Genomic DNA, 26,562 nt, shown 5'->3' with positions numbered 1-26,562 from the left:
AGCTGCCTCAATGGCTGCCAAGATCGTACAGTTCAACACCGACGCGCGCGACAAGATGCTGCGCGGCGTCAACGTCCTCGCCAACGCCGTCAAGGTGACCCTGGGTCCCAAGGGCCGCAACGTCGTGATCCAGAAGTCCTTCGGCGCCCCGCGCTCGACCAAGGACGGCGTTTCGGTCGCCAAGGAAATCGAGCTGGAAGACGCCTTCGAGAACATGGGCGCCCAGATGATCCGCGAAGTCGCGTCGAAGACGAACGACAAGGCGGGCGACGGCACCACCACCGCCACCGTCCTGGCCCAGGCCATCGTGCAGGAAGGCCTCAAGGCCGTCGCCGCCGGCATGAACCCGATGGATCTGAAGCGCGGCATCGACAAGGCGGTCACCGCCGTCCTCGAAGAGATCAAGTCGAACTCCAAGCCGGTCTCCAACAACTCGGAAATCGCCCAGGTCGGCACCATCTCGGCCAACGGCGACGTTGAAGTCGGCACCCTGATCGCCGAAGCCATGGCCAAGGTCGGCAACGACGGCGTCATCACCGTCGAGGAAGCCAAGACCGCCGAAACCACCGTCGACATCGTCGAGGGCATGCAGTTCGACCGCGGCTACCTGTCGCCCTACTTCATCACCAACGCCGACAAGATGGAGGTTCAACTCGAAGAGCCGCTCATCCTGCTGTTCGAGAAGAAGCTGTCGTCGCTGCAGGCCATGCTCCCCATCCTGGAAGCCGTGGTCCAGTCGGGTCGCCCGCTGCTGATCATCGCCGAGGACATCGAGGGCGAGGCCCTGGCCACCCTGGTGGTCAACAAGCTGCGGGGCGGTCTCCGCGTCGCCGCCGTCAAGGCTCCGGGCTTCGGCGACCGCCGCAAGGCCATGCTGGAAGACATCGCCGTCCTGACCGGCGGCCAGGTCATCTCGGAAGACCTGGGCATCAAGCTCGAGAACGTCACCCTCGACATGCTGGGCCGCGCCAAGAAGGTCACCATCACCAAGGACGACACCACCGTCGTCGAAGGCGTGGGTGAAAAGGCCGACATCGAAGCCCGCGTCGCCCAGATCAAGGCCCAGATCGAAGCCACGACCTCGGACTACGACAAGGAAAAGCTGCAGGAACGTCTGGCCAAGCTGGCCGGCGGCGTCGCGGTTCTCCGCGTCGGCGGTTCGACCGAAGTCGAGGTGAAGGAAAAGAAGGACCGCGTCGACGACGCCCTCAACGCCACACGCGCCGCGGCTGACGAAGGCATCGTTCCCGGCGGCGGCATCGCCCTGCTGAAGGCCTCCAAGATCCTGACGGGCGTCACCGGCGACAACGCCGACCAGACGGCCGGCATCGCGATCATCCGTCGCGCCCTGCAGGCTCCGATCCGTCAGATCTCGGAAAACGCCGGCGTCGAAGGTTCGATCGTGGTCGGCAAGGTGCTGGAAAACGACAGCGCCACCTTCGGCTTTAACGCCCAGACGGAAGAGTACGGCGACCTGGTCGCCATGGGCGTCATCGACCCCGCCAAGGTGGTCCGCACCGCCCTGCAGGACGCCGCCTCCGTGGCCGGCATCCTGATCACGACGGAAGCCGCCGTGGCCGACGCCCCCAAGAAGGCCTCGGCCGGCGCCCCCGACATGGGCGGCGGCATGGGCGGCATGGGCGGCATGGACTTCTAGGAAGTCCGGTTGTCATCCCGGCCTTGAGCCGGGACTGAACGAACAGAAGGGCGGGTCCGCAAGGGCCCGCCCTTTTTGCTTCTCATTCGATCCTCCCCCATCGGGGGAGGTGGCTCCGAGCCCTTGCGAGGAGACGGAGGGGGCTCGATCCAGATGCGGTGTGCGCTGTGAGCCCCCTCCACCGCTTCGCGGTCCCCCTCCCCCGCCGGGGGAGGATCTCAAGGGGATCGTGATGGGTTGCAAAGCGTTGCCATCCCGACGCGGAGACGATCATGCTGGGCGAGCTGAAGACCTATCAGGCGAAGCGGAATTTCGGGGAGACGCCGGAGCCGAAGGGGAAGCAGGCGAAGTCGGGCACGACCGGCGGCCGCTACCTCATCCAGCGCCATGCCGCGACGCGGCTGCACTATGATTTCCGCATCGAGGCGGACGGGGTGCTCAAGTCCTGGGCGGTGACCAAGGCGCCGTCGCGGGATCCGCACGTCAAACGCCTCGCCGTCGAGGTCGAGGACCATCCGCTCGACTACGGGTCGTTCGAGGGGACCATTCCCAGCGGCAACTATGGCGCGGGCACGGTGCAGATGTGGGACGCCGGGACCTGGACGCCGCAGGAGGAGGACGTCGAAGCCGCCTTCCAGAAGGGGCAGGTCAAGATGCTGCTCGACGGGGAGCGGCTGAAGGGGAAGTGGGCCCTGATCCGGCTGAAGTCCGATCGCGGCAAGCCGTCCAAACGCAACAACTGGTTGCTGATCAAGGAGAAGGACGAATACGCCGTCGACGGCGAGGGCGACGCCAATATGGAGATCGACGCCTCGGTCACGACGGGCCGGACGATGGCCGAGATCGCCGAGGGGCGGAAGCAGTGGACGTCCTCGAAACCGACCGGGCGCAAGGCGCCGCCGAAGCCGAAGGCGTCGAAGGCCCAGGCGTCGACGGCCAGGAAGCCCCACGCCTTCGTGCCGATCCAGCTGTGCAAGATCGCCGACTATCCGCCCTCGGCCGCCGGCTGGGCGCATGAGATCAAGTTCGACGGCTATCGGCTGCAGGTCGCGACCGGCGGCGGGCGGGCGACGATCCGGACACGCAAGGGGCTGGACTGGACCGACCGGTTTCCGGAGCTGGCGGCCGACGCGGCGAAGTGGCCCGATGCGGTGATCGACGGGGAGCTGTGCGCCCTGACGGAGGACGCGAGCCCCGACTTTTCGGCGCTGCAGGCGGCGATCGCGGACGGGGAGACGGGCGGGCTGATCTATTTCGCCTTCGACCTGCTGTTCGAGGGGGCGGAGGATCTGCGGACGCTGCCGCTGTCGCATCGCAAGGCGCGGCTGCAGGCCTATCTGGACCGGATCCCCAGGGCGGCGGCGAAGCGGATCCGCTACGTCGATCACTTCGCCTCCAGCGGCAAGGCGGTGCTGGAGAGCGCCTGCCGGATGGATCTGGAAGGGGTGATCTCCAAGCGGCTGGACGCCCCCTATCACGCCGGGCGCTCGGCCAGCTGGGTCAAGTCGAAGTGCCGGGGACGCGACGAGGTGGTCATCGGCGGCTGGACTTCGGACGGCGCCTCGGCGGGCGAGCGGTTCCGGTCGCTGATCGTCGGGGTGCACGACAAGGCGGGGCTCAGGCCGCTCGGGCGGGTCGGGACGGGCTATGGCGAGCCGTTGCTGAAGACCCTGCTGCCGGCGCTGAAGGCGGCGGCCGCGGACCGCAGTCCGTTCGCCGGGCCGGCGCCGAGGAAGACTGGCGGCGAGACGATCCACTGGGTGAAGCCCGTGCTCGTCGCCGAGATCGAACACGGCGGCTATACCGATAGCGGCTCCCTGCGGCAGGCCGCCTTCAAGGGCCTGCGCGACGACAAGACCGCGCCCGAGGTCGACGCCAAACCCCAGGCCCCGGTGAAGGTCGCGGCGGCCTCAAAACCCGGCAAGCTCGTCGTCGCCGGGATCACCATCTCCCATCCCGACAAGGTCCTCTGGCCCGCCCATGACGGCGAGGCCGCCATCACCAAGGCCGACCTCGTCGCCTATTACGAGACCGTCGCCGAGCGGCTGCTGCCCCATGTCGCCGACCGGCCGACCTCGATCATCCGGGCGCCGGAGGGGATCGGCGGCGAGCAGTTCTTCCAGCGCCACGCCATGCCCGGCTCCAACCCCCGGCTGAAGCTGATCGATGTGCATGAGCGCAAACCCTATGTCGCCGTCGTCGACGTCGGGGGTCTGGTCGCCATCGGCCAGTCGGGCGGGCTGGAGCTGCACCCCTGGGGCTGCGCACCCGGCGCTCCGGAGACGCCGGAACAGATCACCTTCGACCTCGATCCGGACGTCGGCCTCGACTTCGCCGATGTGATCTCGGCCTCAAAGGTGGTGAAGGCGAAACTCGAAACGCTGGGGCTCAACCCCTTCGTCAAGACGACCGGCGGCAAGGGGCTGCACGTCGTCGTCCCGATCAAAACCGACGCCCGGTCGGAGATCAGCTGGGATCAGAACAAGGCCTTCGCCAGGGCGGTGTCCGAAGCCATCCGCCTCGACGCCCCCGACCGCTTCACCACCACCCTCGCCAAGAAGGCGCGGGGCGGGAAGATCTTCCTCGACTATCTGCGCAACGGCCGGATGGCGACGGCGGTGGCCCCCTGGTCGCCCCGCGCCCGCCCCGGCGCCGGCATCGCCTTCCCCCTCAGCTGGGGGCAGGTGAAATCGGGGCTGGACCCCAAGGCGTTCAATATTCGCGCGGCGCCGGCCCTGCTGAAGAAGGCCGATCCGTGGACGGACTTCCGTGCCGGTGCAGTCAGTCTGAAACCCGCGCTGAAAAAGATGGGGATCCCGTGATTCCGCTCACGCCGCCTTCTTCTTCGCCGCCGTCTTTTTCACGGGAGACTTTTTCGCCGCCGTCTTCTTCACTGGCGCCTTGCCCGCCGCCGAGCCCTTCAGACTGTTCCTGAGCGCCGCCATCAGGTCCACGACATTGGTGTCGTCCGGCTGCTCGACCTCGACCAGGCCCTTGCCGCCCTTCTGCTTGGCCTTGATCATGTCGCGGAGCGCATCGTCATAGCGGTCCTTGAAGGTCATCGGATCGAAGTCGGCCGCCTTCTGGGCGATGATCCGGGTGGCGATCTCGACCATGTCCTTGTCGGCCTTCACCGAGGGGATGTCGTCGAAATAGTCGTCGGCGTCGCGGACCTCGTCGTGGGCGCGAAGGGACCAGGCGACCAGTCCCTTGCCCCGCACCTCCAGCGCCAGCTGGCGCTCGCGGCCGCGAAGAACGAGGCTGCCGATGGCGACCTTGCCCGCTTCCTTCATGGCGTCGCGGATCACGGCGAAGGCCTCGGCCCCGACGCCCTTCTCGGGCACGACGAAGAAGGGATCGTCCCAGTAGAGCCGGTCGATGTCGGCCTCGTCGACAAAGCTGTCGATCGAGATCGTGTGCGTCGTCTCCAGCTTCACCTTGTCGAAGTCGGCGTCGTCGAACAGGACATATTCGTCCTTCGACACCTCATAGCCCTTGACCAGATCGGCGCGCTCGACCGGGCCGGTGTCCGGATCGGTCGGGACCATGCGGATGCGGTTGTTCGTCTCCGGATTGATCAGGTTGAAGCTGACGTGGGCGTTCGACACGGTCGCGGTGTAGAGCCCCACCGGACAGGTCACGAGCGACAGCTTCAGATGACCGTGCCAGGTCGGTCGCGTCGCCATGGTCGTCTCCCGTTTCCGAACGCGGAGTCGAACGTCGCAGACGCACAAGCGTTGCCAGTGTGGGGAGCCTGGCGCGCGGGCAGGCCCGACGCCGGGACGCCCACTCCCGGTTGATCGCCCCGCCGAGCCCTTCGCCCCATTGAAACGTAACGAATAATTCGCAGATCAGCGCCATTCTGGGTCAGTGTCGGAGAGTGTCGCTTGCCCTATCTCGCCCGGAGTGTCGAAGCCCTTGAGGGCCATGGCGGCCCCTTCCAGAAGCTGACCGAGCTCGCCTGCGACCTGTTCGACGTCCCGGCCGCCGTGGTGTCGATCGTCATGGACGACGAGACCATCCTGCGGGCCAGCGCCGACCTCTGCGCCAAACGCATTCCTCGCGTGGGCAGCGTCGGCGGACGTCTGGTCGACATGGGTCCGGACGGCGTCATCGTCATCGAGGACGGGCTGACCGATCCGCGGGTCGCGGGACACCCGCTGGTCCATGGCGACCTCGGTCTGCGCTTCTACGCCGGGGTGACGATCAAGGGGCCGGACGGCAAGCCCGCCGGCGCCTTCGGCATCATGGACACCGAGCCCCGCACCGGCTTCGGCGAGGCCGGCGTCGCCCGCCTGCGTCGTCTGGCGGGTCTGGCCGAAGAGATCATCGCCGGGCTCGAACAGGCCCGGCGCGGCGAGGAGCGGCTCAAGACCCTGAGACTGGTCGAGCAGATGTCGGGCGTCGGCCATTGGCGGCTCGATGTCCCCACCGGCATGGTCCAGTGGTCCGACGAGGTCTTCCGCATTCACGGCGTCACGCGCGAGGACTTCGATCCGAATCTGGCCGGCGCCGTCGGCTTCTACCACCCCGACGCGGTCGCGACCCTGACCGGGATGATCGAGAACTCCATCCTGACCGGCGAGGGCTATGAGGCGCAACTGAAGCTGATCCGCGCCGACGGCTGCCTGCGCCACGTCCTGACCCAGGCCGGGACCGAGCGCGACGAGCTGGGCAAGGTCTCGGCCCTGTTCGGCGTGTTTCAGGACGTCACCGAACAGCATGAGCTGCTGGAAACCGCGCGCCGCAACGAAAGCCGCTATCGCCTGCTGGCCGAGAACGTCGACGACGTCATCACCCGCGTCCGGCTGGACGGCACCAGCAAATACATCTCCCCGGCCATCAAGACCCTGCTGGGCTGGACGCTGGAGGAGATGAGCGGCCACGCTTCCGAATACGTCCACCCCGACGACCTGCCCGCCGTCACCGCCGCCGTGCTGGAATCCGTCGCCACCGGCAAGTCGACGCGGCTCGAGCACCGGGCCCTGCACCGCGACGGCTCCATCGTCTGGGTCGAATGCACCTTCAAGGCCGTGGTCAGCGACCGCGGCGTGCCCGAAGCCGTCATCGTCATCCGCGGCATCGACGACCGCAAGGCGCTGGAGGCCGAGGTCATCGAGGCCCGCGACCGCGCCGAGGCCGCCGCCGCCGCCAAGTCCGAATTCCTGGCCAATATGAGCCATGAGCTCCGCACGCCCCTGACCAGCGTCGTCGGCTTCTCCACCCTGTTGCAGCAGAGCGAGGCCCTGGGCGCGACCGAGCGCGGCTATGTCGACCGGATCGCCACGGCCAGCGACGCCCTGCTGGCCGTGATCAACGACATCCTCGACTATTCCAAGCTGGAGGCCGGCGCCATCGAGATGGAGCCCCGCCCCTTCAGTCCCAGGATCCTCGCCGAAGGCGCCGCCGCCATCGTCGAGACCCAGTGCCGCCTCAAGGGGCTGACGCTGGACGTCCGCATCGACCCCGACCTTCCCGACAGCCTGACCGGCGACGAGGGCCGGCTGCGTCAGGTGGTGCTCAACTTCCTGTCCAACGCGGCCAAGTTCACGGCGAAGGGCGGCGTCACCCTGACGATGGGCGGCGCGCATTCGACTGACGGGGCCTTGCGCCTGCGCGTGGCGGTGACCGACACCGGCATCGGCATTCCGGCGGAGAAGCTGGCCCAGGTCTTCGACCGCTTCAGCCAGGCCGATGCCTCGACCACCCGCGTCTATGGCGGCACGGGCCTGGGCCTGGCTATCTCGCGGCGCCTGATCGGCTGCATGGGCGGCGAACTGGGCGTCGACAGCGAGCCGGGCAAGGGCTCGACCTTCTGGTTCGAGGTCGATCTGGCCGCGAGCGCCGGGGCCGCTGTCGAGACGGCCGCTGGAGAGGCGAGTGACGCCCTGACCGGCCGCATCCTCGTCGCCGACGACGCCCCGGCCAACCGCGAACTGGTCACGGCCATCCTCGGCGGTCTGGGCCTGACGGTCGACGCGGTTTGCGACGGCGCCGAGGCCGTGCAGGCGATGCAGACCGGCGCCTATGATCTCGTCCTGATGGACGTCCACATGCCGGTCATGGACGGCCTGACCGCGACGCGCGAGATTCGCCGCATGCAGGCGGGAGCCGGCGACCGCACCCCCATCCTCGCCCTGACCGCCAACGTCCAGTCCGATCAGGTCGAGCGTTGCCGCGAAGCCGGGATGGACGACCATCTGGCCAAACCGATCCAGATCCCGGCCCTGATCGCGGCCCTGTCCCTGTGGCTGTCGCCTGAGGAGCCCGAGGCCCTGGCGGGCTGAGGTTCGGGGCGTTTTGTCCGCCCCCCGTCTCGGCATTGTCACTCGACGAACAACCTCAGGTCCGGCAGGGTGGGACCGTAGCTTCACTGTCTGTCGGAGACCCGCAATGCGCCGCCTGATCGCCATCGGAACCCTCGGCCTCGCCGCCCTGCTGTCCGCCTGCGCCTCGGCGACGACCCCGCCGGCTCCGATCCGCGACCTCTCCGATCGTCTGAAGTTGGTCGAGCGCGGCTATCCGCAGCCGGGCGGGCCGTGCTGGCTGTTGGGCGAGACCTACAAGACCACGGAACTGTTCGACGACAGCGCCGACCTTCTGGCCTGCCCACGCGAGTCCGTGCGCGATCCGCGCGTCACCTCCGTCGGCCGCCGCGTCGGCGAGTTCGAGGGCGTGATCATCTTCTCCGTGCCCCGGTCGGCGACCGCAGCGCACTGAGGGTCAGCGCCGCCTGAATCTGGCCCAGACAACGGCGGCCGCCGAGGTCGCCAGCAGGGCCGCGCCCAGCCCGTCCCACGGGCCGTTCTCCAGCAGCGCCCCCACCAGCCCGATGAGGGCCAGAACGCCGAGGATCAGCGGGACGCCGAACACGGCCCGGAGGCTCAGATCCTTGCCGCGCTTCACGCCTTGCGCCCCCTCTTCTTCGCCAGCCACAGATAGAGGCCGGACCCGAGGATGACGATCGTCGCGAGGTCCAGCAGGCCCCAGACGATCTTCAGCCCCAGTCCGCCGTAGTCGCCGAAATGCAGCGGCTGCGACAGGCTCAGCGCCTTCACATACCAGGGCGTCGGAGCCACGGCCGCCAGCTCCCCGGTCCGCACATCGATCAGGGCCGGCGTCGTCAGATGGGCGGTCAGCGGCGTGTCGCCGTGGAAGAAGACCGCATAGTGGTGATCCGTCGAATAGTCGGTGCCGGGAAAGGCCACGAACTGCAGCGTCTTGCCCGGCAGGGCCTGCTTCGCCCGCGCCACCGCCTGATCCAGCGAGGCCCGCTCGCCGGTCGCGACGGGCGCTGCATATTCCGCCGTCAGTTCCTTCAGCGCCGTGTTCTTCCAGACCGTCAGGATGGGCGTGGCCAGGGTGTTCACCACCCCTGTCAGCCCGACCACCGTCACCCAGGCCACGGTGACGATGCCCAGAAGATTGTGCCAGTCCAGCCATCGCGTCCGCGCCGCCTTCTCCAGCCTCAGCGTCCCGAACGGCAGCCTGCGCATGAAGGGGGCGTAGAGAACCACCCCCGAAACGACGGCCGCGATCAGCAACAGACCCATGACCCCCAGGAACAGCATCCCGGACAGACCCAGAAACATGTCCGTATGAAGCTGCAGCAGGAACTCCAGCAGCGGATGGCCCGCGACCGGCGGAGCGGGATCGCCGGTCGTCTGGTCGATCGGCTGGAAGTGGAAGGCGGTCGCCGGGCCGCCTTCCGGGCGGCTGGTGACGTTCACCACCGGCCGGTCCTCGTCGAAGCTCATGAAGGCGGGCACGTCGCCCGGCTCCCGCGCCAAGGCCACAGCCAGAACCTCGTCGAGGCTCTTCTTCGGCGCGTTCGGTTCAGCCGCCTGCCAGCTCTGGTCGAGCAACAGATGGTTCAGCTCATGCGTAAAGACCAGCGGCAGGCCGGTCAGACACAGCATCAGCAGAAAGGCGGTCGAGACCAGGCTCGACCATTTGTGAACCCAGGACCAGGCGCGGATCGTGCCGGGTTTCATCCGCCTCAGAAGTCCGTCGAGATCGAGACCCGCAGGGTGCGCGGCGCGCCCAGCGTCAGATAGTTGGCGCCCGGATAGCCGCCGACGGCGACCCACTGATCCTTGTCGGCCAGGTTTTCGACCCGGGCGCGCAGGGTGACCGGCTGGTCGGCGACGCTCATCTCATAACGGACGCCGGCGTCGAAACGGGTCCAGCTGTCCAGCTGGACGGTGTTGGCCGCATTGACCTCCTGCTCGCCGGTATAGACGGCGCGGCCTTCCAGCGTCAGGCCGGTGACCTGGGGCACATCCCACTCGACATTGACGTTGCCCTGGAAGTCCGGAACCCCGATCGGACGGGCGCCGCCCTCGACCTCGGCGTCCAGCCAGGTCAGGCCGCCCAGAAGGCGCAGGCCCTCGACCGGCTCACCGAAGACGCTGAGCTCGACACCCTGGTTCTGCTGTTCGCCACCCGAGGAATAGATCCCCGCCGCCGGCGCCGGCGCCACGCTGGTCTGTGTGAAGAGCTCGGTCTGCAGGGTGGTGCGGAACAGGCTGATCGAACCGCCGAAGGTCCCGGCGTCATATTTGGCGCCGACCTCGAACTGTTCGCCGACGAACGGATCCAGCACCTCGCCCTTGTTGAGGACCTCCGCGCCGTTGACCACGGCGGGGGCGATCCTTCCGGGGATCAGGGCCTCGGCGTAGTTGGCGTAGAGCGACACGCGGTCGACCGGCTTCCACACCACGGCGAAGGCCGGGGTGGTCACGTCGCCGTCATAGGACGAGAGGCCCGCGCCGGTGTTGTAGTCGTAGGTCTTGGTCTCGATCTTCTGGTAGCGCACGCCCGCCGTGACCAGCAGTCTGCCGTCCAGGAAGGACAGCATGTCGGCGATGGCCAGGCTGGAGTTGTCGACGCGCTCGGTCACATGCGGGTTCGACGGGTCGCCGCCGACGAAGAAGTCAGCCGCCGGCTGGGCCACGGCGACCGGGTTGGACAGGGTCCCGGCGGAGAAGCCCGCGAAGCTGGAGAAGGCATAGGCGTTCCTCGACTTCGACTGCACCTGCGAGGCCGAGGCCACGATCCGGTGCCCGACGGAGCCGGTGGTCAGCTCGGCGCGCAGGCCGACGTCACCGGACCAGACGGTGTCCTCACGCGTATTGTCGAAACGGTAGGCGGTCAGATTGCCGCTGGCGTCGACATTGGGGTTGGCCAGGACATTGGCCTCCTTGCCCTGACGGCCGCCGAAGGCCGCCCAGGCGGTGACACTGTCGGTCAGGTCGAACTCGCCACGGGCCACGCCGAAGACCTGCTTCTCGTCCGTATAGGTCCAGGGCTGGGCGTAGTTGACGTCGGCCGAGGGCGCGGCCGGAACGGCGCCGGACGGCGTCACGGTCGGACGCGGAGCGTCGATGTGGTGGTCCTGATAACCGATGTCGGCTGAGAAGCGGGCGCGGTCGCCGCGGCGGTCCAGACCCAGGCCGATGGCGGTCAGCTGGCGGTCCTCGCCGTCCACCGTGCTCTCGCCGTCGCGGCGGACCAGGTTCAGACGGGCGCCGTATTCATTGTCGGCGCCGAAGCGGCGGGCGACATCGCCGGCCAGATAGAGTTCGCCGCCGCCCTCGACGCCCGCCGTCACCCGCGTCAGGGGCTCGTTGCCAGCCCGCTTGGGCGTCAGGTTGAAGGCGCCGCCGACGCCCGACCCGCCCGGCGCCGCACCGTTCAGGAAGGCCGTCGCGCCGTGGAAGACCTCGACCCGCTCCAGGAACTCCGACGCCACGAACTGGCGCGGCAGGATGCCGTAGAGACCGTTATAGGTCATGTCGTCCGAATAGACCGGGAAGCCGCGGATGACGTACAGCTCCTGGAAATTCCCGAAGCCCTTGGACACCCGCACGGCCGGGTCGTTCTGCAGCACGTCGCCGACGCTGCGGCTCTGCTGGTTCCGCGACAGCTCTTCCGTATAGGCGGTGGTGGCGAAGGGGGTGTCCATCACGCCCAGCGACCCGAACAGGCCGACCCGTCCGCCGCGCGCCACCTGGCCCCCGGCATAGGGCGAGGTCAGGGTGACCTGCGAACCGGTGATGATGACCTCCTCCAGATCCGTCGTATCCTGGGTCTGGGCGGTCTGGGCCAGGGCGGGGCCGGAGACCGCGAACGCACAGCAGGAGGCGAGGAGGATGGAACGGAACATGGAAGCGACTTTCTGAAGAACGGGGAGGGTCAAATCTGAGAATGTGTCGCAATAGCTGAGCTGTGCCCGTCCTTCAAGGCCGCCACGGCGTCGCAGGCCGTATTCAGCCCGCGGAAGCGGGGGCTTTCGGCGCCCGATGGTTGTGGTTCCCCGTCCCGTCCATGACTTCGAGCATGTATTCAGTGTCGGAGCGGCCGGCGAACCAGTCCGCGACCCGGGTCCGGGCGCGGGCGACGAAGGCCTCGCCGGCGGGACTCAGGGGACGGTTCCGATCGTCTTCCCCGTCCCACCCCGCGACGGGGTCCAGTCCCCGGGCATGAGAGATCACCAGCCCCCGGGCGAACTCCATGATCCGCGCCCGGCCGCGCGGATTGTCGTCCCCATCCATGCAGAGCTCAAGATAGCGCTGGAACGGCCCGGCCAGCACAGCGTCTGAACTGAGCCAGCCGCAGTCCCAGGCGGCACGACACAGGTCCGTATAGGTGTTGATGGCAGACCAATCGGGCTCGACCGGAACCGGCTTGTGCGGCCAGAACCAGTATTTCAGCCAGGCCACAAAGCGTGCCCCCGGGTTCATTCGGGATCCTTGTCCCAGACCTGCACCGTCTCGGGCAGGGACACCCACGGATGGCGCCGGCTGTCGTAGACGCTGTCCGACGGCGGCGGGAAGGTCGGGTCGGCGAAGGCCCCGACGGAGATGCTCACCGACCGGTCCTCGAACCCCTCCTCCGTATGGAAGACGTTGGAGCCGCAGACGGGGCAGAAGCGGAAGCGGAACCTCGCCCCCTGATCCCCCGTCCGCACATATTCGGTGGCCCGTCCGCTCATCGACCAGGAGCCGCGAAACCCGGCCAGTGTGGCGAAGACGCTGCCCGTCCGTCGCTGGCAGGACAGACAGTGACACACCCCCACCCCGCGAGGCTCGCCCTCGACGGTGATGCTGAGCTGTCCGCAGTCGCAGGAGGCGGTTCGGCTGGTCATGCCGTCGATATAGGACGCCTTTCCCGAACCGCCTCCCCTCAGACTGGAATCAACGGTCGATCATCTTCTGCTGGGCCGGCGCATAGCGGTCGCCGGTCACCTGCAGCGTCGCCGAGGCGGTGTTCAGGGCCTCTACGTCTTCCGCCGTCAGCTCGACGGTCGCGCCGCCGAGATTTTCCTCCAGCCGGTGCAGCTTGGTCGTGCCCGGGATCGGCACGATCGATGGCCCCTGGGCCAGCAGCCAGGCCAGGGCGATCTGGGCCGGGGTCGCGCCCCTCTGTCTGGCGAAGGCCTCGACGAGTTCGAGCAGGGCCTGGTTGGCGTCGCGATTTTCGGGCTGGAACCGGGGCAGGCTGCTACGGAAATCGGTCTTGTCGAACGTCTCGTCGGCCTTGATCGCCCCGGTCAGGAAGCCCTTGCCCAGAGGGCTGAAGGGCACGAAGCCGATGCCCAGCTCCGCCAGCGTCGGCAGGATCTCCGCCTCGGGCTCGCGCCACCACAGGGAATACTCGCTCTGCAGGGCCGCGACCGGCTGGACGGCGTGGGCGCGACGGATGGTGCTGACCCCGGCTTCGGACAGGCCGAACGCCTTGACCTTGCCCTCGGCGATCAGGTCGCGGACGGCGCCCGCCACATCCTCGATCGGGACCTCCGGATCGACGCGGTGCTGGTACAGAAGGTCGATCATCTCGACGCCCAGCCGCGACAGCGAGCCTTCGACAGCCTTGCGGATATGGTCGGGCCGGCTGTTGAGCCCGCCGAGCGGCCCCGTCTCGGGATCGAGGGCGAAGCCGAACTTGGTCGCGATGATGACCTGATCGCGGAACGGCTTGAGGGCCTCGCCGACCACGGTCTCATTGACGAACGGCCCATAGACCTCCGCCGTGTCGAAGAAGGTCACCCCCTTCTCGACCGCGGCCCGGATCAGGGCGACCGCCTCCTTCGTCTCCGTCACGGCGCCATAGCCGAAACTTAGCCCCATACAGCCGAGGCCGAGGGCCGAAACCTCGAGATTTCCGAGTTGGCGTGTGGGGAGGGTCGTCATGGGGGAAGCTCCGATCAACGGTTGGTCATGGCCAGAACGGCCTCGGGCAGGCGGGCGCCCTGGATGTCGATTTGCGCGGCCGCGGCGGCGATGGCGGTCAGGTCTTCGGGCGTCAGTTCGATCTCCGCCGCCCCGAGGTTTTCCTTCAGCCGGTGCAGCTTGGTCGTCCCCGGAATGGGCACGATCCATGGCTTCCTGGCCAGCAGCCAGCTGAGGGCGATCTGGGCGGGCGTGGCGCCATGGGCTTCCGCCGTCCGGGTCAGAAGTTCGACCATGGCCGTATTCGCGGCCCGGGCCTCGGCGGTGAAGCGCGGCGAGATCGAGCGGAAGTCCCCCGGCGCGAAGGCCGTCTGCGCATCGATCTTCCCGGTCAGGAAGCCGGCCCCCAGAGGACTGAACGGCACGAAGCCGATGCCCAGCTCCTCGCACAGGTCGAGCACCCCGTTGGCCTCCACGTCCCGCGTCCACAGGGAATATTCGTTCTGCAGCGCCGTCACCGGCTGCACCGCATGGGCGCGACGGATCGAGTCGAGGCTCGCCTCCGACAGGCCGAAATGCAGCACCTTGCCCGCTTCTATCAGCCCCTTCACGGCGCCGGCCACGTCTTCCATCGGCACGGCCGGATCGACACGGTGCTGATACAAAAGGTCGATCCGGTCGGTCCTGAGCCGCTTCAGCATGGCCTCGACCACCGCCACGATATGCTCGGGCCGGCTGTTCGTCCCACCCCGGCGTTCGCCGGTCGCCTGATCGATGTCGAAGCCGAACTTGGTCGCGATCACCACCCTGTCGCGGATCGGTTCGAGCGCCTCGCCCACCACCGTCTCATTGACGAACGGGCCATAGGCCTCGGCCGTGTCGAACAGGGTCACCCCCAGATCGAAGGCGTCGCGGATCAGCGTGACCGCCTCCGTCGTCTCCGTCGCCGGCCCATAGGCGGCGCTGAGGCCCATGCAGCCGAGGCCGAGGGCCGAGACCTCAAGGCCGGAAGAACCGAGAATTCGGGTTTTCATGGCGTCTATCCTTCTATGCGGCCCGTCTATGCGGTTGGGGCGAGGTCGCCGTACCACCAGGCGGCGGTGACCCCGCCGTCCATGAGAAAATCGGAGCCGGTGATGAAGGCGCCGTCGGCTCCCATCAGCAGGGCGGCCAGTCCGGCGATCTCGTCGGGCGTCCCGGCGCGACGGGCGGGCGAGCCCTCGATCATGCGGCGATAGCCCTCGCCGCGCGGGCCGTTCAGTTCATCGCGAGCCAGCGGGGTCATGACGATGCCCGGGCTGATGCAGTTGATGCGGGCGCCGCGCCGTCCCCACCGCACGGCCTCGGCCGCGACCCGCAGCGCATTGCCGCGCTTGGACAGCTGATAGGCGTTCAACGGATCGGTGACCTGGTCGGGCGACAGGAAATCGAGCCCCTGCAGGTCCTCGACCGGCGTCGTGGCCAGCGCCTTGTTCTGTTCGACGGACAGGGGCGGCAGGCGATGCCCCGACTGGGAGGCGATGACCACGCCCGAGCCGCCGGCCGCGATGACCGCGCCGAACAGGTCGAGCACCAGGGCGGTCCCATAGAGATCGACTTTCAGGATCACCTCGGGCGGCGCCTGGCTGGGCGAGACGCCCGCGGCGTGGATCAGGCCCGTGACCGCGCCAGTATCGGTCGCCGTTCGGACCAGGGCCTCGACCGAGGCGCGGTCCGAGACATCGACGGTCGCGGTCGACGCGACATAGCCGGCGTTGGCGAACACCTCGGCGGCGGCCCGGGCGTTTTCGATCCGGTTGTCCGCCAGCAGCACATGTTTGCCGGTCCCGACGCGGCGGGCGATGGCCTGACCGATCTGGCCGGCGCCGATGAGAACGACGACGTCGGTCATCGGGCGGGTCCCGCGAGATATTGTTCGTCGGTCACCGCCTCCATCCACTCCACCACCTTGCCGTCGAGCGCTTCCTGAACGGCCCAGTGGCTCATGCCGACGGTGGCGCTGGCGCCGTGCCAGTGGCGGTGGTTGGCGCCGCACTGGACCACGTCGCCGGCGCGGATTTCCTCCACCGGCCCGCCCTCGCACTGGTGCCAGCCCACGCCCGAGGCCACGATCAAGGTCTGGCCCAGCGGATGGGTGTGCCAGTTGGACCGGGCGCCGGGCTCGAAGATGACCAGCGCGCCCTGAACATTGCCCGGCGCCGGCGCCTTGAACCCGTTCTCGATGCGGACGCGGCCGGTGAAGTATTCCGCCGGGCCGAAGGCAGCCGGGTTCGTTCCGTTGCGCTGAACGGTCATTGCGGGCTCCTGAATGAAGATGAGAAGGGCGGCGAGGAACGCCGCCCCCATCACGCGGCTTCTGTGGCCGGGGCTTCCAGCGACGCCATGTCGATAACGAAGCGGTAGCGGACGTCGGACTTCTCCATCCGCTCGAAGGCGTGGTTGATCTCGTCCATGCGGATCATCTCGACGTCGGGCAGGATTCCCTTCTCGCCGCAGAAGTCGAGCATCTCCTGGGTTTCGCGGATGCCGCCGATGGGCGATCCCGAGACGCGGCGGCGGCCCATCAGCAGGGGCAGGCTCGACATGTTCGGGATCGGACCCAGCTGGCCGACCAGGACGATGGTGCCGTCCACGTCCAGCAGCGGCAGATAGGGGTTCAGCTCATGCTCCACCGGCACGGTGTCGATGATCAGGTCGAGGCTGTTGGCCGCCGCCTTCATCGCCGCCTTGTCCGAGGACACCAGAAGCTCGTGGGCGCCCAGCTCCTTCGCATCGGCCTCCTTGTCGGCGCTGCGGCTCAGGACCACGACATGGGCTCCGAGACCGGCGGCCAGCTTGACCGCCATATGGCCCAGACCGCCCAGACCGACGACCCCGACGCGGGTCCCTTCCTTGACGCCCCAGGTCTTGAGCGGCGACCAGGTCGTGATGCCGGCGCAGAGCAACGGCGCGGCCCGGGCGATGTCGAGGCTCTCCGGGACCGACAGCACGAACTCCTCGCGCACCACCAGATGCTTGGAATAGCCGCCGTAGGTCGGGTCGCCCGTGATCCGGTCGCGGCCGTTATAGGTCTGGGTGTTGCCGTGGCGGCAGAGCTGCTCCTCGCCCTTGTGGCACTGGTCGCAGTGCTGGCAGCTGTCGACCATACAGCCGACGGCGACGCGGTCGCCTTCCTTGTATTTCTTGACCTCGGGGCCGACGGCGGTGACGACGCCGACGATCTCGTGACCCGGCACCACCGGATAGGACGACCAGCCCCAGTCGTTGCGCGACTGGTGCAGGTCCGAGTGGCAGACGCCGCAGTAGAGGATCTCCATCTGCACGTCGTTGGCGCGCAGCTCGCGCCGTTCGAAGGTCCAGGGCTCAAGTTCCGCGGTGGTCGAATGGGCGGCGTAACCGATGGTCTTCATGGGGGCGCTCCAGCAGGCGAAGAGGGCGCCGTCCGGACGGTCCCTCTCTGATTTCGGTAGGGGCAATCTAGGACTGGTTCGGCCCTTCGATTAGGCGCAGATATCGGCATGCACCCATGTCGAGGATTCATGAATGAAGCGCGATGAGCTGGGCGACCTCTCGACCTTCATGGTCGTGGCGGAGGAACGCAGCTTCACCCGGGCGGCGGCCAAACTGGGCACCTCCCAGTCGGCGGTCAGCCATACGGTGCGGCGGCTGGAGACGCGTCTGGGCCTGCGCCTGCTGGTCCGCACCACGCGCAACGTCGCCCCGACCGAGGCCGGCGAACGGCTGCTGGAGACCCTGCGTCCGGCCTTCGACGATATCGAACAGCGGGTCGCGGCGCTGGGCGACCTGCGCGACCGCCCGGCCGGGACCATCCGCATCACCGCCGGCGAACATGCGGCGCGCAAGGTGCTGTGGCCGGTGCTCGAGCGCCTCCTGCCCGCCTATCCCGACATCAAGGTCGAGATCTCGGTCGACGACAGCCTGGCCGATCTGGTCGAGGGCCGCTTCGACGCCGGCATCCGTCTGGGCGAACGGCTGGGCAAGGATATGATCGCCGTTCCCATTGGGCCTGACCTGCGCATGGTCGTCATCGCCTCGCCCGACTATCTGGCCCGCCACGGCGCCCCGCAGACCCCGCACGACCTCGCCGACCACGCCTGTATCAACTACCGCCTGCCAACCCTGGGCGGCCTCTATGCCTGGGAGTTCGAGAAGGACGGTCAGGCCGCCAATATCCGCGTCGCCGGCCGGCTGATCTTCAACAGCATGGCCCTGGTCCGGAGCGCCGTCCTCGCCGGCATGGGTCTGGCCGTCATGATGCACGACGAGGTCGCGCCCCTGATCGCCGAAGGCCGCCTGACCACCGTCCTCGACGACTGGACCCCGCCGTTCTCGGGGTACCACCTCTACTACCCCAGCCGCCGCCAGCCGACCCCCGCTTTCGCCCTCCTCGTCGACGCCCTCCGCTACCGCAGCCGGTAAAAGAACGGCGGCCCCTCTTACGAGAGACCGCCGCAGTCTCGTCCGGGTCGGGACGCTCGGGGGAGTGGAAATGCCCGGATCGACCTCTGGTCAAATCCGGGGCGCGGGTCGGCGCCTCAGAAGAAGCCGAGCTTGTCGGGGCTGTAGCTGACCAGCAGGTTCTTGGTCTGCTGATAGTGGTCCAGCATCATCCGGTGGTTCTCACGCCCGATGCCGGACTTCTTGTAGCCGCCGAAGGCCGCATGGGCGGGGTACTGGTGGTAGCAGTTGGTCCAGACGCGGCCCGCCTCGATGGCCCGGCCGGCGCGATAGGCGGTGTTCATGTCGCGCGACCAGACACCGGCGCCGAGGCCGTAGACCGTGTCGTTGGCGATTTCGATGGCCTCTTCCAGCGTCTTGAAGGTTGTCACCGACAGGACCGGGCCGAAGATCTCCTCCTGGAACACCCGCATGTTGTTGGTGCCCTTGAAGATGGTCGGCTCGACGTAATAGCCGCCGTTCAGATCGCCCTTCAGCTCGGCCTGATCGCCGCCGGTCAGGACCTCGGCGCCCTCCGCCTTGCCGATGGCCAGGTAGGACAGGATCTTGTCGAGCTGGGCCTGCGACGCCTGGGCGCCGACCATGGTGTTCGGGTCCAGCGGGTCGCCGCGCACGATGGATTCCACCCGCTTGATGGCCTTCTCCATGAAGGCGTCGAAGATGTCCTCGTGGATCAGGGCGCGGCTGGGGCAGGTGCAGACCTCACCTTGGTTCAGCGCGAACATGGCGAAACCCTCCAGCGCCTTGTCGAGGAAGGCATCGTCGTGATCCATCACGTCCTTGAAGAAGATGTTCGGCGACTTGCCGCCCAGCTCCAGTGTCACCGGGATCAGGTTCTCGGTGGCGTATTGCATGATCTGCTGGCCGACGGCGGTGGAGCCGGTGAAGGCGATCTTGGCGATGCGCGGATTGGTGGCCAGCGGCTTGCCGACCTCCACGCCGGTGCCCGAGACGATGTTCAGGACTCCCGCCGGAATCAGGTCCTGGATCAGCTCCATGACCATCAGGATCGAGGCCGGGGTCTGTTCGGCGGGCTTGAGCACGATGCAGTTGCCCGCCGCCAGAGCGGGCGCCAGCTTCCACGCCGCCATCAGGATCGGGAAGTTCCACGGAATGATCTGCCCGACCACGCCCAGCGGCTCATGGAAATGATAGGCGACGGTGTCGTGATCGATCTCCGAGATGCCGCCTTCCTGGGCCCGGATGCAGCCGGCGAAATAGCGGAAATGGTCGATGGCCAGCGGGATGTCCGCGGCCATGGTCTCGCGCACCGGCTTGCCGTTGTCCCAGGTCTCGGCCTCGGCGATGGCCTGCAGGTTCGCCTCGATCCGGTCGGCGATCCTGTTGAGCATCACCGCCCGCTCGGTCACCGAGGTCTTGCCCCAGGCGGCCTTCGCCTTGTGGGCGGCGTCCAGCGCCAGTTCGACGTCGGCGGCGTCGGACCGCGCCACCTCGCACAGCACCCGGCCGTTCACCGGCGACAGGTTCTCGAAATAGCGGCCGGCGACCGGCGCCACCCATTCGCCGCCGATGAAATTCTCATAGCGGGGTTTGAACTTCGGCGTCGCGGCGCGGATGAATTCGGGCTTGGTCATGATCGGTCTCCGTCTGTTTCCATGGCGCGCCGGTTTTGGCGTCGTCGTTGGAGACCAGAGAAGCGCCCGCGATGCGGGCCGCGCCAGACGGCGAGTTCATGCTGCGCCGCACACCTGTCGCATGCGTGCGACAGGTTCAGTGCCCCGCCAGACCCAGCCGGTTCAGCTTCCTGTGCAGGGTCGCGCGGCTGACGCCCAGAGCCCTCGCAGCCGCCGAGACATTCCCGTCGGCCCGCGCCAAGGCCCGTCGAACCGCGCCGCGTTCGGCCTCGACCAGTTCCTCGCCGCTGCCGCCGACCGACAGCACGTCCGAGGCCGGCAGCTGTCCGGCGATGCGGGCGTCGGTGATGTCCAGCATCTGCCGCGCCGACCGCGTCGCCCCGACGACCAGATCGTGGCGATCCACCGCCAGGAGGGCGGCCCCGTGCCTTTCCCCGCCGGGCGGCAGGACGATGCGGGTCTGGGCGAAGGCTTCACGGAAGTGGGCGGCTTCGATGGCGCGCGCGGCGTCGCCCACCGCCGCCGCGATCAGGCCGACGAAGCCCTCGGTCAGGTCGGCCCGGGCCGAGGACACGTCCAGCGCCGCCGCCAGCCGCCCCTGATGGTCGTAGATCGGCGCTGCGGTGCAGCTGAGGCCGATGTTGCGCGTATGGAAATGCTGGTCGCGATGGATGGTCAGGGCCCGGCTCTCGGCCAGACACGTCCCGATGCCGTTGGCCCCCTCGGTCGCCTCGGACCAGACCGCGCCCGACCACAGGCCCCAGCGGCGGAACTGGTCGTCGTCGGCGACGGCGCCACGCCGATCGACGGGCACCCCGTCCCGATTGGTCAGCAGGACGCAGCAGCCCGTGTCGCCGACGGCCTGGAACAGCCGGTCCAGCGTCGACTGCGCCGCCCGCATCAAGGGCTCGATCTCCTGCCGCGCCGCCGCCAGCTCCTGCGCCGTCAGCACCTCGGGCGGCCGCCCGTCCTCGGGATCGAGGCCATAGAGGGTGATCGAGCGCCGCCAAGACGCCGCCAGGGCCGAACGCGCCGGCCCCGCTGCATCATCCAGCACCGACCGCACCCGATCCGGATGGGTGGCGGCGTCGGTCAGGGCGTCGGACCTCTGGCCCATGGTTCTCACTCCCGCCGAGGCCCCTTTCGAAGGACCTTCGCTGTTGACCGTTATTGGATACCCGTCGATCCCGGCTTGCAACCTCCTCATCCGCGACGGACTTTTCAGGGCGGGACGTTTCAGGTCTGACACACACGACGAGAGGACGGGCCATGCCTTCGGAATCCGACGTCAACGCCGCCATCGCCCTCACCCGCTTCGGCCTCGGCGCCCGACCGGGTGAGATTCAACGGTTGAACGACCCCCGCGGCTGGCTGGAAGGCCAGATCCGACCGACCGGCGCGGCCAATCCGCCGGGCCAGTTCGACACCTCCGTCGAGCGGATGCAGGCCTTCCTCGACTATCAACGCGACGCCCAGCAGGTGCGGCAGGCGCGCCGGGACATGCCGCCTGCCGAGATGGGTCAGCCCGGCGCCCAACCGGCCATGGAGACGCCCGCCCAACCCCGGCGACAGCAACGCCGCGCCCAACGCATGGCCAATCAGGCCGACCAGAACGCCCCCATGGCCCAGGCGGCGCCCATGCCCGCCGCCTCCGATCCGGCTCAGGCCGCCTTCGACGCCCGTCGCGACAGCCGCCGCGATCTGGTTCAGGATACGGCGCGAGAGTTCCTCGCCCGTGCGCAGCTGGGCGCGACCACCGATGCCGGCTTCGCCGAACGCTGGGCCCTGTTCTGGGCCAACGGCTTCACCGTCTCGGCGACCAAGTTCCAGTCGGCCGTCTTCATGGGCCAGTATGAGCGCGAGGCCATCCGCCCCCATGTCTTCGGCAAGTTCGAGGATCTGGCCATCGCCGCCGAACAGCATCCGGCCATGCTGCTCTATCTCGATCAGGCCCAGTCGATCGGCCCCGACAGCCGCGCCGGACAACGCCGCAACGCCGGGCTGAACGAAAACCTCGCCCGCGAGATCATGGAGCTGCACACCGTCGGCGCCGACGGCGGCTATACGCAGGCCGACGTCACCGAATTCGCCCGCGCCCTGACCGGCTGGTCGGTTCCTGCCCCGCGCGATCAGGGCATGGATCTGGTCCGCGCAAATGTCGCGGCGGGCGCTCAAGGCTTCGGCGGCGGCGGCCAGAGGCAGCAGGCCCGCTATGCGCGCGGGGTTCAGGTGGCGGTCCGGGGCGAGCCGGGCCTCAACGGCTTCGTCTACCGCGCCATCGTCCACGAACCCGGCGCCCGCACGGTGCTGGGCAAGAGTTACGCAGCGGGTGAAAAGGATCAGGGCGAGACCATCCTCCGCGACCTGGCCAACCGGCCCCAGACGGCCCGGCGGCTGGCCAGAAAGATCGCCGTCCACTTCGTCGCCGACGACCCGCCGCCCTCTCTGGTCGACAAACTGGAACAGGTCTGGACCCGCTCGGGCGGCGACCTCGCCGTGGTGGCCCGGACGCTGGTGACCGCCCCCGAGAGCTGGTCGCCCCAGCCGGCCAAGATCAAGACGCCCTATGAGTTCATCGTCTCGGCCCACCGGGCTCTGGGCACCAGCCCGCAGCGGGTTCAACCGTTGCAGCAGGCCCTCGTCGCCATGGGGCAACCCGCCTTCGCCGCGCCCTCGCCCGAAGGCTGGCCCGACACGGCCGCCGACTGGGCCGGACCGGACGCCCTCGTGAAGCGGCTGGACTGGTCCAAGGCCGTCGCCGACCTCGCCCAGGTCGCCGACCCCAACACCGTGGCGGCCAATGCTCTGGGCGCCCGCCTCAGCGAACGCACCCGCCTCGCCGTCGCCCGCGCCGAGAGCCGCCCCGAAGCCCTGACCCTCTTCCTCATGTCGCCGGAGTTCCAACGCCGATGACCGCCCCCATCTCCCTCAACCGTCGTCTTTTCCTCGGCGCCGCCGGCGTCAGCCTCGCCTTCGCCGGCCGGGCCTCGGCCCAGTCGGCCGCCGGGCCGCGCAACAAGATGGTCGTCATCATCGCCCGCGGGGCCATGGACGGCCTGTCGGTCACCGTCCCTTACGGCGATGCGAACTACGTCCCCTTGCGCGCCGGCCTCGCCATCGCGGCGCCCGGCCAGCCCAACGGCGCGCTCGCCCTCAGCGAAGGCTTCGGCCTCCACCCCTCACTGGCGGGCCTGCACGGCCTCCATGCCGCCGGTCAAATGCGCTTCGCCCCGGCGGTGGCCATCCCGGCCCGCATCCGCTCCCACTTCGACGCCCAGGACGTGCTGGAAAACGGCGGCGAGGGCCTGCGCCAGCAGACCGACGGCTGGCTCAATCGGGCGCTCGCGGCGTCCGGCGCCCGCTATCACGGCCTGTCCATCGGGGCCCAGACGCCCCTGATCCTGCGCGGTTCGGCCCCGACCTCCAGCTGGGCGCCGGGCGGCAAGATCGAGGGCGGCGACCGCATCGCCTCCCTGCTTCAGGACCTCTATGTCGACGACCCCATGCTCGGGACCAATCTGGCGCGGGGCCTGGAGACCGAACAGATGGCCATGGTCGCGGGCGACGCCACGGTGCGCCGTAACGACGTCGCCGGCCTCGGCGCTGCGGTCGCCCGTTTGATGGCGGGGGATCAGGGCGCCGACCTCGTGGCCCTGTCGATCGATGGCTGGGACACCCACGCCCGCCAGCTGGGCCAGCTCCAGACCCGCCTCACCGGCCTTGATCAGGTCATCGGCGGCCTGCATCAGGGTCTGGGAAATGACTGGGACCGCACCGTCGTCGTCGTCGCCACAGAGTTCGGCCGCACCGCCCGCGCCAATGGCACACAAGGCACCGACCACGGCACCGGCTCCTCCCTGCTGCTGGCCGGCGGCGCGCTCAAGCGGGGCGGCCCAAACTCCGGCATGGTCGGCGACTGGCCGACGCTCGCCGAGGCGAAACTGTTCGAGGACCGCGACCTGACCCCGACGCTGGACGTCCGCTCGGTCTTCAAGGGCGTGCTGCGCGACCACATGGGCGTCGACCGCGCCGCGCTGGACAATCGCGTCTTCCCCGGCAGCGCCGCCGAGGCCCCGGCTTACGACGGGCTGGTCTGAAAGCGGCCTATAACCAAAGACCTAAGGGTTGCGTAAGCCTCTGGTATCCATCCCCGGTTATCACTCCGGGACAGCCCGAAAGGGCGTGAAAATGGAGCCCCCATGCCCGGACGCCGCCGGATCCTGATCGCCGAGGACGATTCCCTCGTGCGCGAACTGGTCCGTTCCAAACTGACCTCGGCCGGCTATGACGCCCACACGGCGCGCTGCGGCCGCGAAGCGCTCGAACGGACCTTCCTCATCCGCCCGCACGCCCTGCTGCTGGACCTGAACCTGCCCGATGTCGACGGCTTCGCGGTGCTGGAGACCCTGCGCGCGGAAGCGATCGAAGCGCCTCCATCCGTCCTCGTCCTGACCGCCAGTCGCGCTTCAGAACACGTCCAGCGCGCCGTTTCGCTGGGCGCGCGCGACTATCTGACCAAGGACCGGATTCAGAGCCACCTGCTGCCACGCCTGGCCCGGATGCTGCGAAGCGCCGAACAGCTCGCCCCGGCCCAGGCGGCCTGAAGCCATGCCCTGACGGGAGGCGACCTCAGTCCGCCTCGGGCGCGCCTTCATCCCGCTCAGCCTGTTTGGCGGCCTTCTTCTCGGCCTTGGCGGCGGCCTTCTCGGCGGCCTTCTTGGCGTCGGCGCGCTCGCGTTCCTGACGCTCGAAACTGTAGTTGGGCTTGCGAGCCATGGGCGGTCTTTCCTTCTTCTTCTGATCTCAGTTGAGCGCAGGTCGGCGGTCGCGTCGACCGTTGATCAGTCGACTTCGACGATCTCGACCGACTGCCCCGCCACGACGGCCTCGTCGCCGACCCGCTTGCCGATCAGGGCGCGGGCCAGGGGCGAGACGTGGCTGACAGACCCCTCCGCCGGATCGGCCTCGTCCTCGCCGACGATGCGCCAGGTCTGGGTGCGGCCGTCCTCGCGCTCGATGGTCACCGACCCGCCGAAGCGCACCGCCCCGTCCTCGGGAACCTCCAGCAGCTGGGCGCTGGCCCGCCGCGCGGACCAGTAGCGCAAGTCGCGCGTCGCCCGGGCCATGGCGGTGCGGTCGGCTTCGATCGATCCATGCGCCTGCGCCGCCGTATAGGCCGCGCGCGCAGAGGCCAGCTCGGCCTCGATGGCGGCCAGGCCGGACGCCGTCACCAGATTGGCGTGGGGCGAGATGGGGCGGTCGGGAAGATCGGCGGCCGTGGCCTCCAGGTCTTCCTCACGGGTGAAGGCGACGCTCATCTGGATCATATAGGGGGTTTCCCCCCGGATTTCTCCTGCGGTGTGGGGTAGAGGAAGCGCATGACCGCTTCGAACACTCCCCCCACCGTCTCCATCATCGGCGCCGGCCCCGCAGGTCTGATGGCGGCCGAGGTGCTGTCCCGATCGGGCGTCCGGGTGACGGTGCACGAGCGCATGCCCTCGCCGGCGCGCAAATTCCTGCTGGCCGGGCGCGGCGGGCTGAACCTGACCCATTCGGAGGCGCAGGCCGCCTTCCTGTCGCGCTACGGCGTTGGTGAGGCGACGGTGTCCGACTGGCTCGATGCCTTCACCCCCGACGACCTGATCGCCTGGGCCGAGGGCCTGGGCCAGGCCACCTTCACCGGCTCCAGCGGCCGGGTCTTCCCCCGCGCCATGAAGGCCTCGCCGCTGTTGCGCGCCTGGCTGGCCCGGCTGAGCGAACTGGGCGTCGTCCTGAAGACCCGCTCCCACTGGACCGGCTGGTCCGGCGACAGTCTGATCTTCGGGGACGGATCTTCGGAAGCTCCTGACGCCGTCATCCTCGCCATGGGCGGGGCCAGCTGGCCGCGGCTGGGCTCGGACGGAAGCTGGGCCCCGGTGCTGGCGGCCGAGGGCGTCGCCGTCACGCCGCTCCAAGCGTCCAACGCCGGATTCAATGTTGACTGGTCCGACATCCTGATCGACCGCGCGGCCGGGCAGGCGCTCAAGGCCATCGCACTCACCTTCGAGGGCAAGACGGTCCGGGGCGAGGTCATGCTGACCCGCTACGGGATCGAGGGCGGGGCCATCTACGCCCTGTCCTCGGCGCTGAGAGCGGCCATCGCCCGCGACGGCTCGGCCATCCTGACCCTCGACCTGCGTCCCGACCTGACCGAGGACGCCCTCGCCGACCGCCTGGCCAAGGGACGCGGCAAGGACTCCATGACCAACCATCTGAGGAAATCGGGCGGCCTGTCCCCCGCCGCCATCGCCGTCCTGCGCGACATCCCCGGCGAGATCCCGCTCGGCGCCGAGAAGCTGGCCAAACGCATCAAGGCCGTGCGTCTGAAGCTGACCGGGATGCAGGGACTGGAGCGAGCCATCTCCTCCGCAGGGGGCGTCGGTCTGGAGGCCGTGAATCAACAGTTGATGCTGACCGCCCGCCCGGGGGTCTTCGTCGCCGGTGAGATGCTGGACTGGGAGGCCCCGACCGGCGGCTATCTGCTCCAGGCCAGTTTCGCCTCGGGCGTGGTCGCGGCGAACGGCGTGCTGGACTGGCTGAAGGACTGAACGCGACTTTCGGACAACGCTCGCGCTGATTCCCGCCCGGCCCCGCTGAAGCGGGCGCGGACGCCCTCCCG

Annotated in this window: 24 protein-coding genes; 9 read left to right on the top strand and 15 right to left on the bottom strand. The window is 68.7% G+C overall.

All coding sequences use genetic code 11. The annotated features are described in order from the left end of the window. The first annotated feature begins 10 nt into the window (after window positions 1-10). Complete coding sequence (gene groL / locus ACW172_RS07940; protein WP_492034639.1) at window positions 11-1,657, top strand: chaperonin GroEL; 1,647 nt, start codon at window positions 11-13, stop codon at window positions 1,655-1,657. A gap of 272 nt (window positions 1,658-1,929) precedes the next feature. Beyond that, the gene (gene ligD / locus ACW172_RS07935) at window positions 1,930-4,479 is read left to right on the top strand and encodes a DNA ligase D (protein WP_492034638.1); all 2,550 of its coding nucleotides are present in this window, start codon (window positions 1,930-1,932) and stop codon (window positions 4,477-4,479) included. 6 nt (window positions 4,480-4,485) lie between these two features. Here ligD and ku read toward each other — a convergent pair whose 3' ends face one another. Then, window positions 4,486-5,343: a non-homologous end joining protein Ku gene (ku, locus tag ACW172_RS07930; protein WP_492034637.1), complete on the bottom strand. Its 858-nt coding sequence runs from the start codon at window positions 5,341-5,343 to the stop codon at window positions 4,486-4,488. 201 nt (window positions 5,344-5,544) lie between these two features. Between ku and ACW172_RS07925 the strand changes: the two genes are divergently transcribed. After that, entirely contained in the window at window positions 5,545-7,944 is a 2,400-nt protein-coding gene (locus ACW172_RS07925; protein ID WP_492034636.1) for an ATP-binding protein, read from the top strand. Between the two features lie 106 nt (window positions 7,945-8,050). Then, entirely contained in the window at window positions 8,051-8,377 is a 327-nt protein-coding gene (locus ACW172_RS07920) for a hypothetical protein (protein ID WP_492034635.1), read from the top strand. A gap of 3 nt (window positions 8,378-8,380) precedes the next feature. Here ACW172_RS07920 and ACW172_RS07915 read toward each other — a convergent pair whose 3' ends face one another. The 10 genes from ACW172_RS07915 to ACW172_RS07870 form a co-directional block, all read right to left on the bottom strand. Further along, window positions 8,381-8,563, bottom strand: coding sequence for a hypothetical protein (locus ACW172_RS07915; protein WP_492034634.1), 183 nt, complete (start codon window positions 8,561-8,563; stop codon window positions 8,381-8,383). Continuing rightward, window positions 8,560-9,747, bottom strand: coding sequence for a PepSY-associated TM helix domain-containing protein (locus ACW172_RS07910; RefSeq protein WP_492034633.1), 1,188 nt, complete (start codon window positions 9,745-9,747; stop codon window positions 8,560-8,562). The genes ACW172_RS07915 and ACW172_RS07910 overlap by 4 nt, the downstream gene beginning before the upstream one ends. Further along, complete coding sequence (locus tag ACW172_RS07905; protein ID WP_492034632.1) at window positions 9,657-11,825, bottom strand: TonB-dependent receptor; 2,169 nt, start codon at window positions 11,823-11,825, stop codon at window positions 9,657-9,659. Before ACW172_RS07905 ends, ACW172_RS07910 begins: the two co-directional genes overlap by 91 nt. 103 nt (window positions 11,826-11,928) lie before the next feature. Then, on the bottom strand, window positions 11,929-12,402 hold the full coding sequence (locus ACW172_RS07900; RefSeq protein WP_492034631.1) for a hypothetical protein: 474 nt from the start codon (window positions 12,400-12,402) through the stop codon (window positions 11,929-11,931). After that, window positions 12,399-12,806, bottom strand: coding sequence for a GFA family protein (locus ACW172_RS07895; RefSeq protein ID WP_492034630.1), 408 nt, complete (start codon window positions 12,804-12,806; stop codon window positions 12,399-12,401). The genes ACW172_RS07900 and ACW172_RS07895 overlap by 4 nt, the downstream gene beginning before the upstream one ends. Before the next feature lie 49 nt (window positions 12,807-12,855). After that, window positions 12,856-13,851: an aldo/keto reductase gene (locus tag ACW172_RS07890; protein ID WP_492034629.1), complete on the bottom strand. Its 996-nt coding sequence runs from the start codon at window positions 13,849-13,851 to the stop codon at window positions 12,856-12,858. Window positions 13,852-13,865: 14 nt separating this feature from the next. Continuing rightward, window positions 13,866-14,864, bottom strand: a complete 999-nt coding sequence (locus tag ACW172_RS07885; RefSeq protein ID WP_492034628.1) for an aldo/keto reductase — start codon at window positions 14,862-14,864, stop codon at window positions 13,866-13,868. A 26-nt stretch (window positions 14,865-14,890) separates the two neighbouring features. Then, window positions 14,891-15,721 (bottom strand): SDR family oxidoreductase, encoded by an 831-nt coding sequence (locus tag ACW172_RS07880; protein ID WP_492034627.1) that lies wholly within the window; start codon window positions 15,719-15,721, stop codon window positions 14,891-14,893. Beyond that, window positions 15,718-16,125: a (R)-mandelonitrile lyase gene (locus ACW172_RS07875; protein WP_492034626.1), complete on the bottom strand. Its 408-nt coding sequence runs from the start codon at window positions 16,123-16,125 to the stop codon at window positions 15,718-15,720. The genes ACW172_RS07880 and ACW172_RS07875 overlap by 4 nt, the downstream gene beginning before the upstream one ends. Before the next feature lie 50 nt (window positions 16,126-16,175). Next, window positions 16,176-17,240: an NAD(P)-dependent alcohol dehydrogenase gene (locus ACW172_RS07870; protein WP_492034625.1), complete on the bottom strand. Its 1,065-nt coding sequence runs from the start codon at window positions 17,238-17,240 to the stop codon at window positions 16,176-16,178. Window positions 17,241-17,373: 133 nt separating this feature from the next. Between ACW172_RS07870 and ACW172_RS07865 the strand changes: the two genes are divergently transcribed. After that, window positions 17,374-18,270, top strand: coding sequence for a LysR family transcriptional regulator (locus tag ACW172_RS07865; RefSeq protein WP_492034624.1), 897 nt, complete (start codon window positions 17,374-17,376; stop codon window positions 18,268-18,270). 116 nt (window positions 18,271-18,386) lie between these two features. Here ACW172_RS07865 and exaC read toward each other — a convergent pair whose 3' ends face one another. Then, window positions 18,387-19,904 (bottom strand): acetaldehyde dehydrogenase ExaC, encoded by a 1,518-nt coding sequence (gene exaC, locus ACW172_RS07860; protein ID WP_492034623.1) that lies wholly within the window; start codon window positions 19,902-19,904, stop codon window positions 18,387-18,389. A 136-nt stretch (window positions 19,905-20,040) separates the two neighbouring features. Further along, a complete protein-coding gene (locus ACW172_RS07855) occupies window positions 20,041-21,021 on the bottom strand; it encodes a GAF domain-containing protein (RefSeq protein ID WP_492034622.1) in 981 nt (326 codons plus the stop codon). A 152-nt stretch (window positions 21,022-21,173) separates the two neighbouring features. Between ACW172_RS07855 and ACW172_RS07850 the strand changes: the two genes are divergently transcribed. From ACW172_RS07850 to ACW172_RS07840, 3 genes are all read left to right on the top strand, one after another. Continuing rightward, entirely contained in the window at window positions 21,174-22,817 is a 1,644-nt protein-coding gene (locus ACW172_RS07850) for a DUF1800 domain-containing protein (RefSeq protein ID WP_492034621.1), read from the top strand. Next, a complete protein-coding gene (locus tag ACW172_RS07845; protein WP_492034620.1) occupies window positions 22,814-24,001 on the top strand; it encodes a DUF1501 domain-containing protein in 1,188 nt (395 codons plus the stop codon). The genes ACW172_RS07850 and ACW172_RS07845 overlap by 4 nt, the downstream gene beginning before the upstream one ends. 102 nt (window positions 24,002-24,103) lie before the next feature. Continuing rightward, entirely contained in the window at window positions 24,104-24,508 is a 405-nt protein-coding gene (locus ACW172_RS07840; protein WP_492034619.1) for a response regulator transcription factor, read from the top strand. Window positions 24,509-24,533: 25 nt separating this feature from the next. Here the strand turns inward: ACW172_RS07840 and ACW172_RS07835 are convergent, their stop codons facing one another. After that, a complete protein-coding gene (locus tag ACW172_RS07835) occupies window positions 24,534-24,680 on the bottom strand; it encodes a hypothetical protein (RefSeq protein WP_492034618.1) in 147 nt (48 codons plus the stop codon). A 65-nt stretch (window positions 24,681-24,745) separates the two neighbouring features. Then, window positions 24,746-25,222 (bottom strand): transcription elongation factor GreA, encoded by a 477-nt coding sequence (gene greA / locus ACW172_RS07830; RefSeq protein ID WP_492034955.1) that lies wholly within the window; start codon window positions 25,220-25,222, stop codon window positions 24,746-24,748. 60 nt (window positions 25,223-25,282) lie between these two features. Here greA and ACW172_RS07825 point away from each other — a divergent pair, with 60 nt between their 5' ends. Next, window positions 25,283-26,491: a BaiN/RdsA family NAD(P)/FAD-dependent oxidoreductase gene (locus ACW172_RS07825; RefSeq protein WP_492034617.1), complete on the top strand. Its 1,209-nt coding sequence runs from the start codon at window positions 25,283-25,285 to the stop codon at window positions 26,489-26,491. Window positions 26,492-26,562: the final 71 nt, after the last annotated feature.

Source organism: Brevundimonas sp. ALps5, from assembly GCF_058681645.1.
The sequence above is the reverse complement of the archived record's forward strand: the minus strand, read 5'-3'. Positions and strand labels throughout refer to the sequence as shown.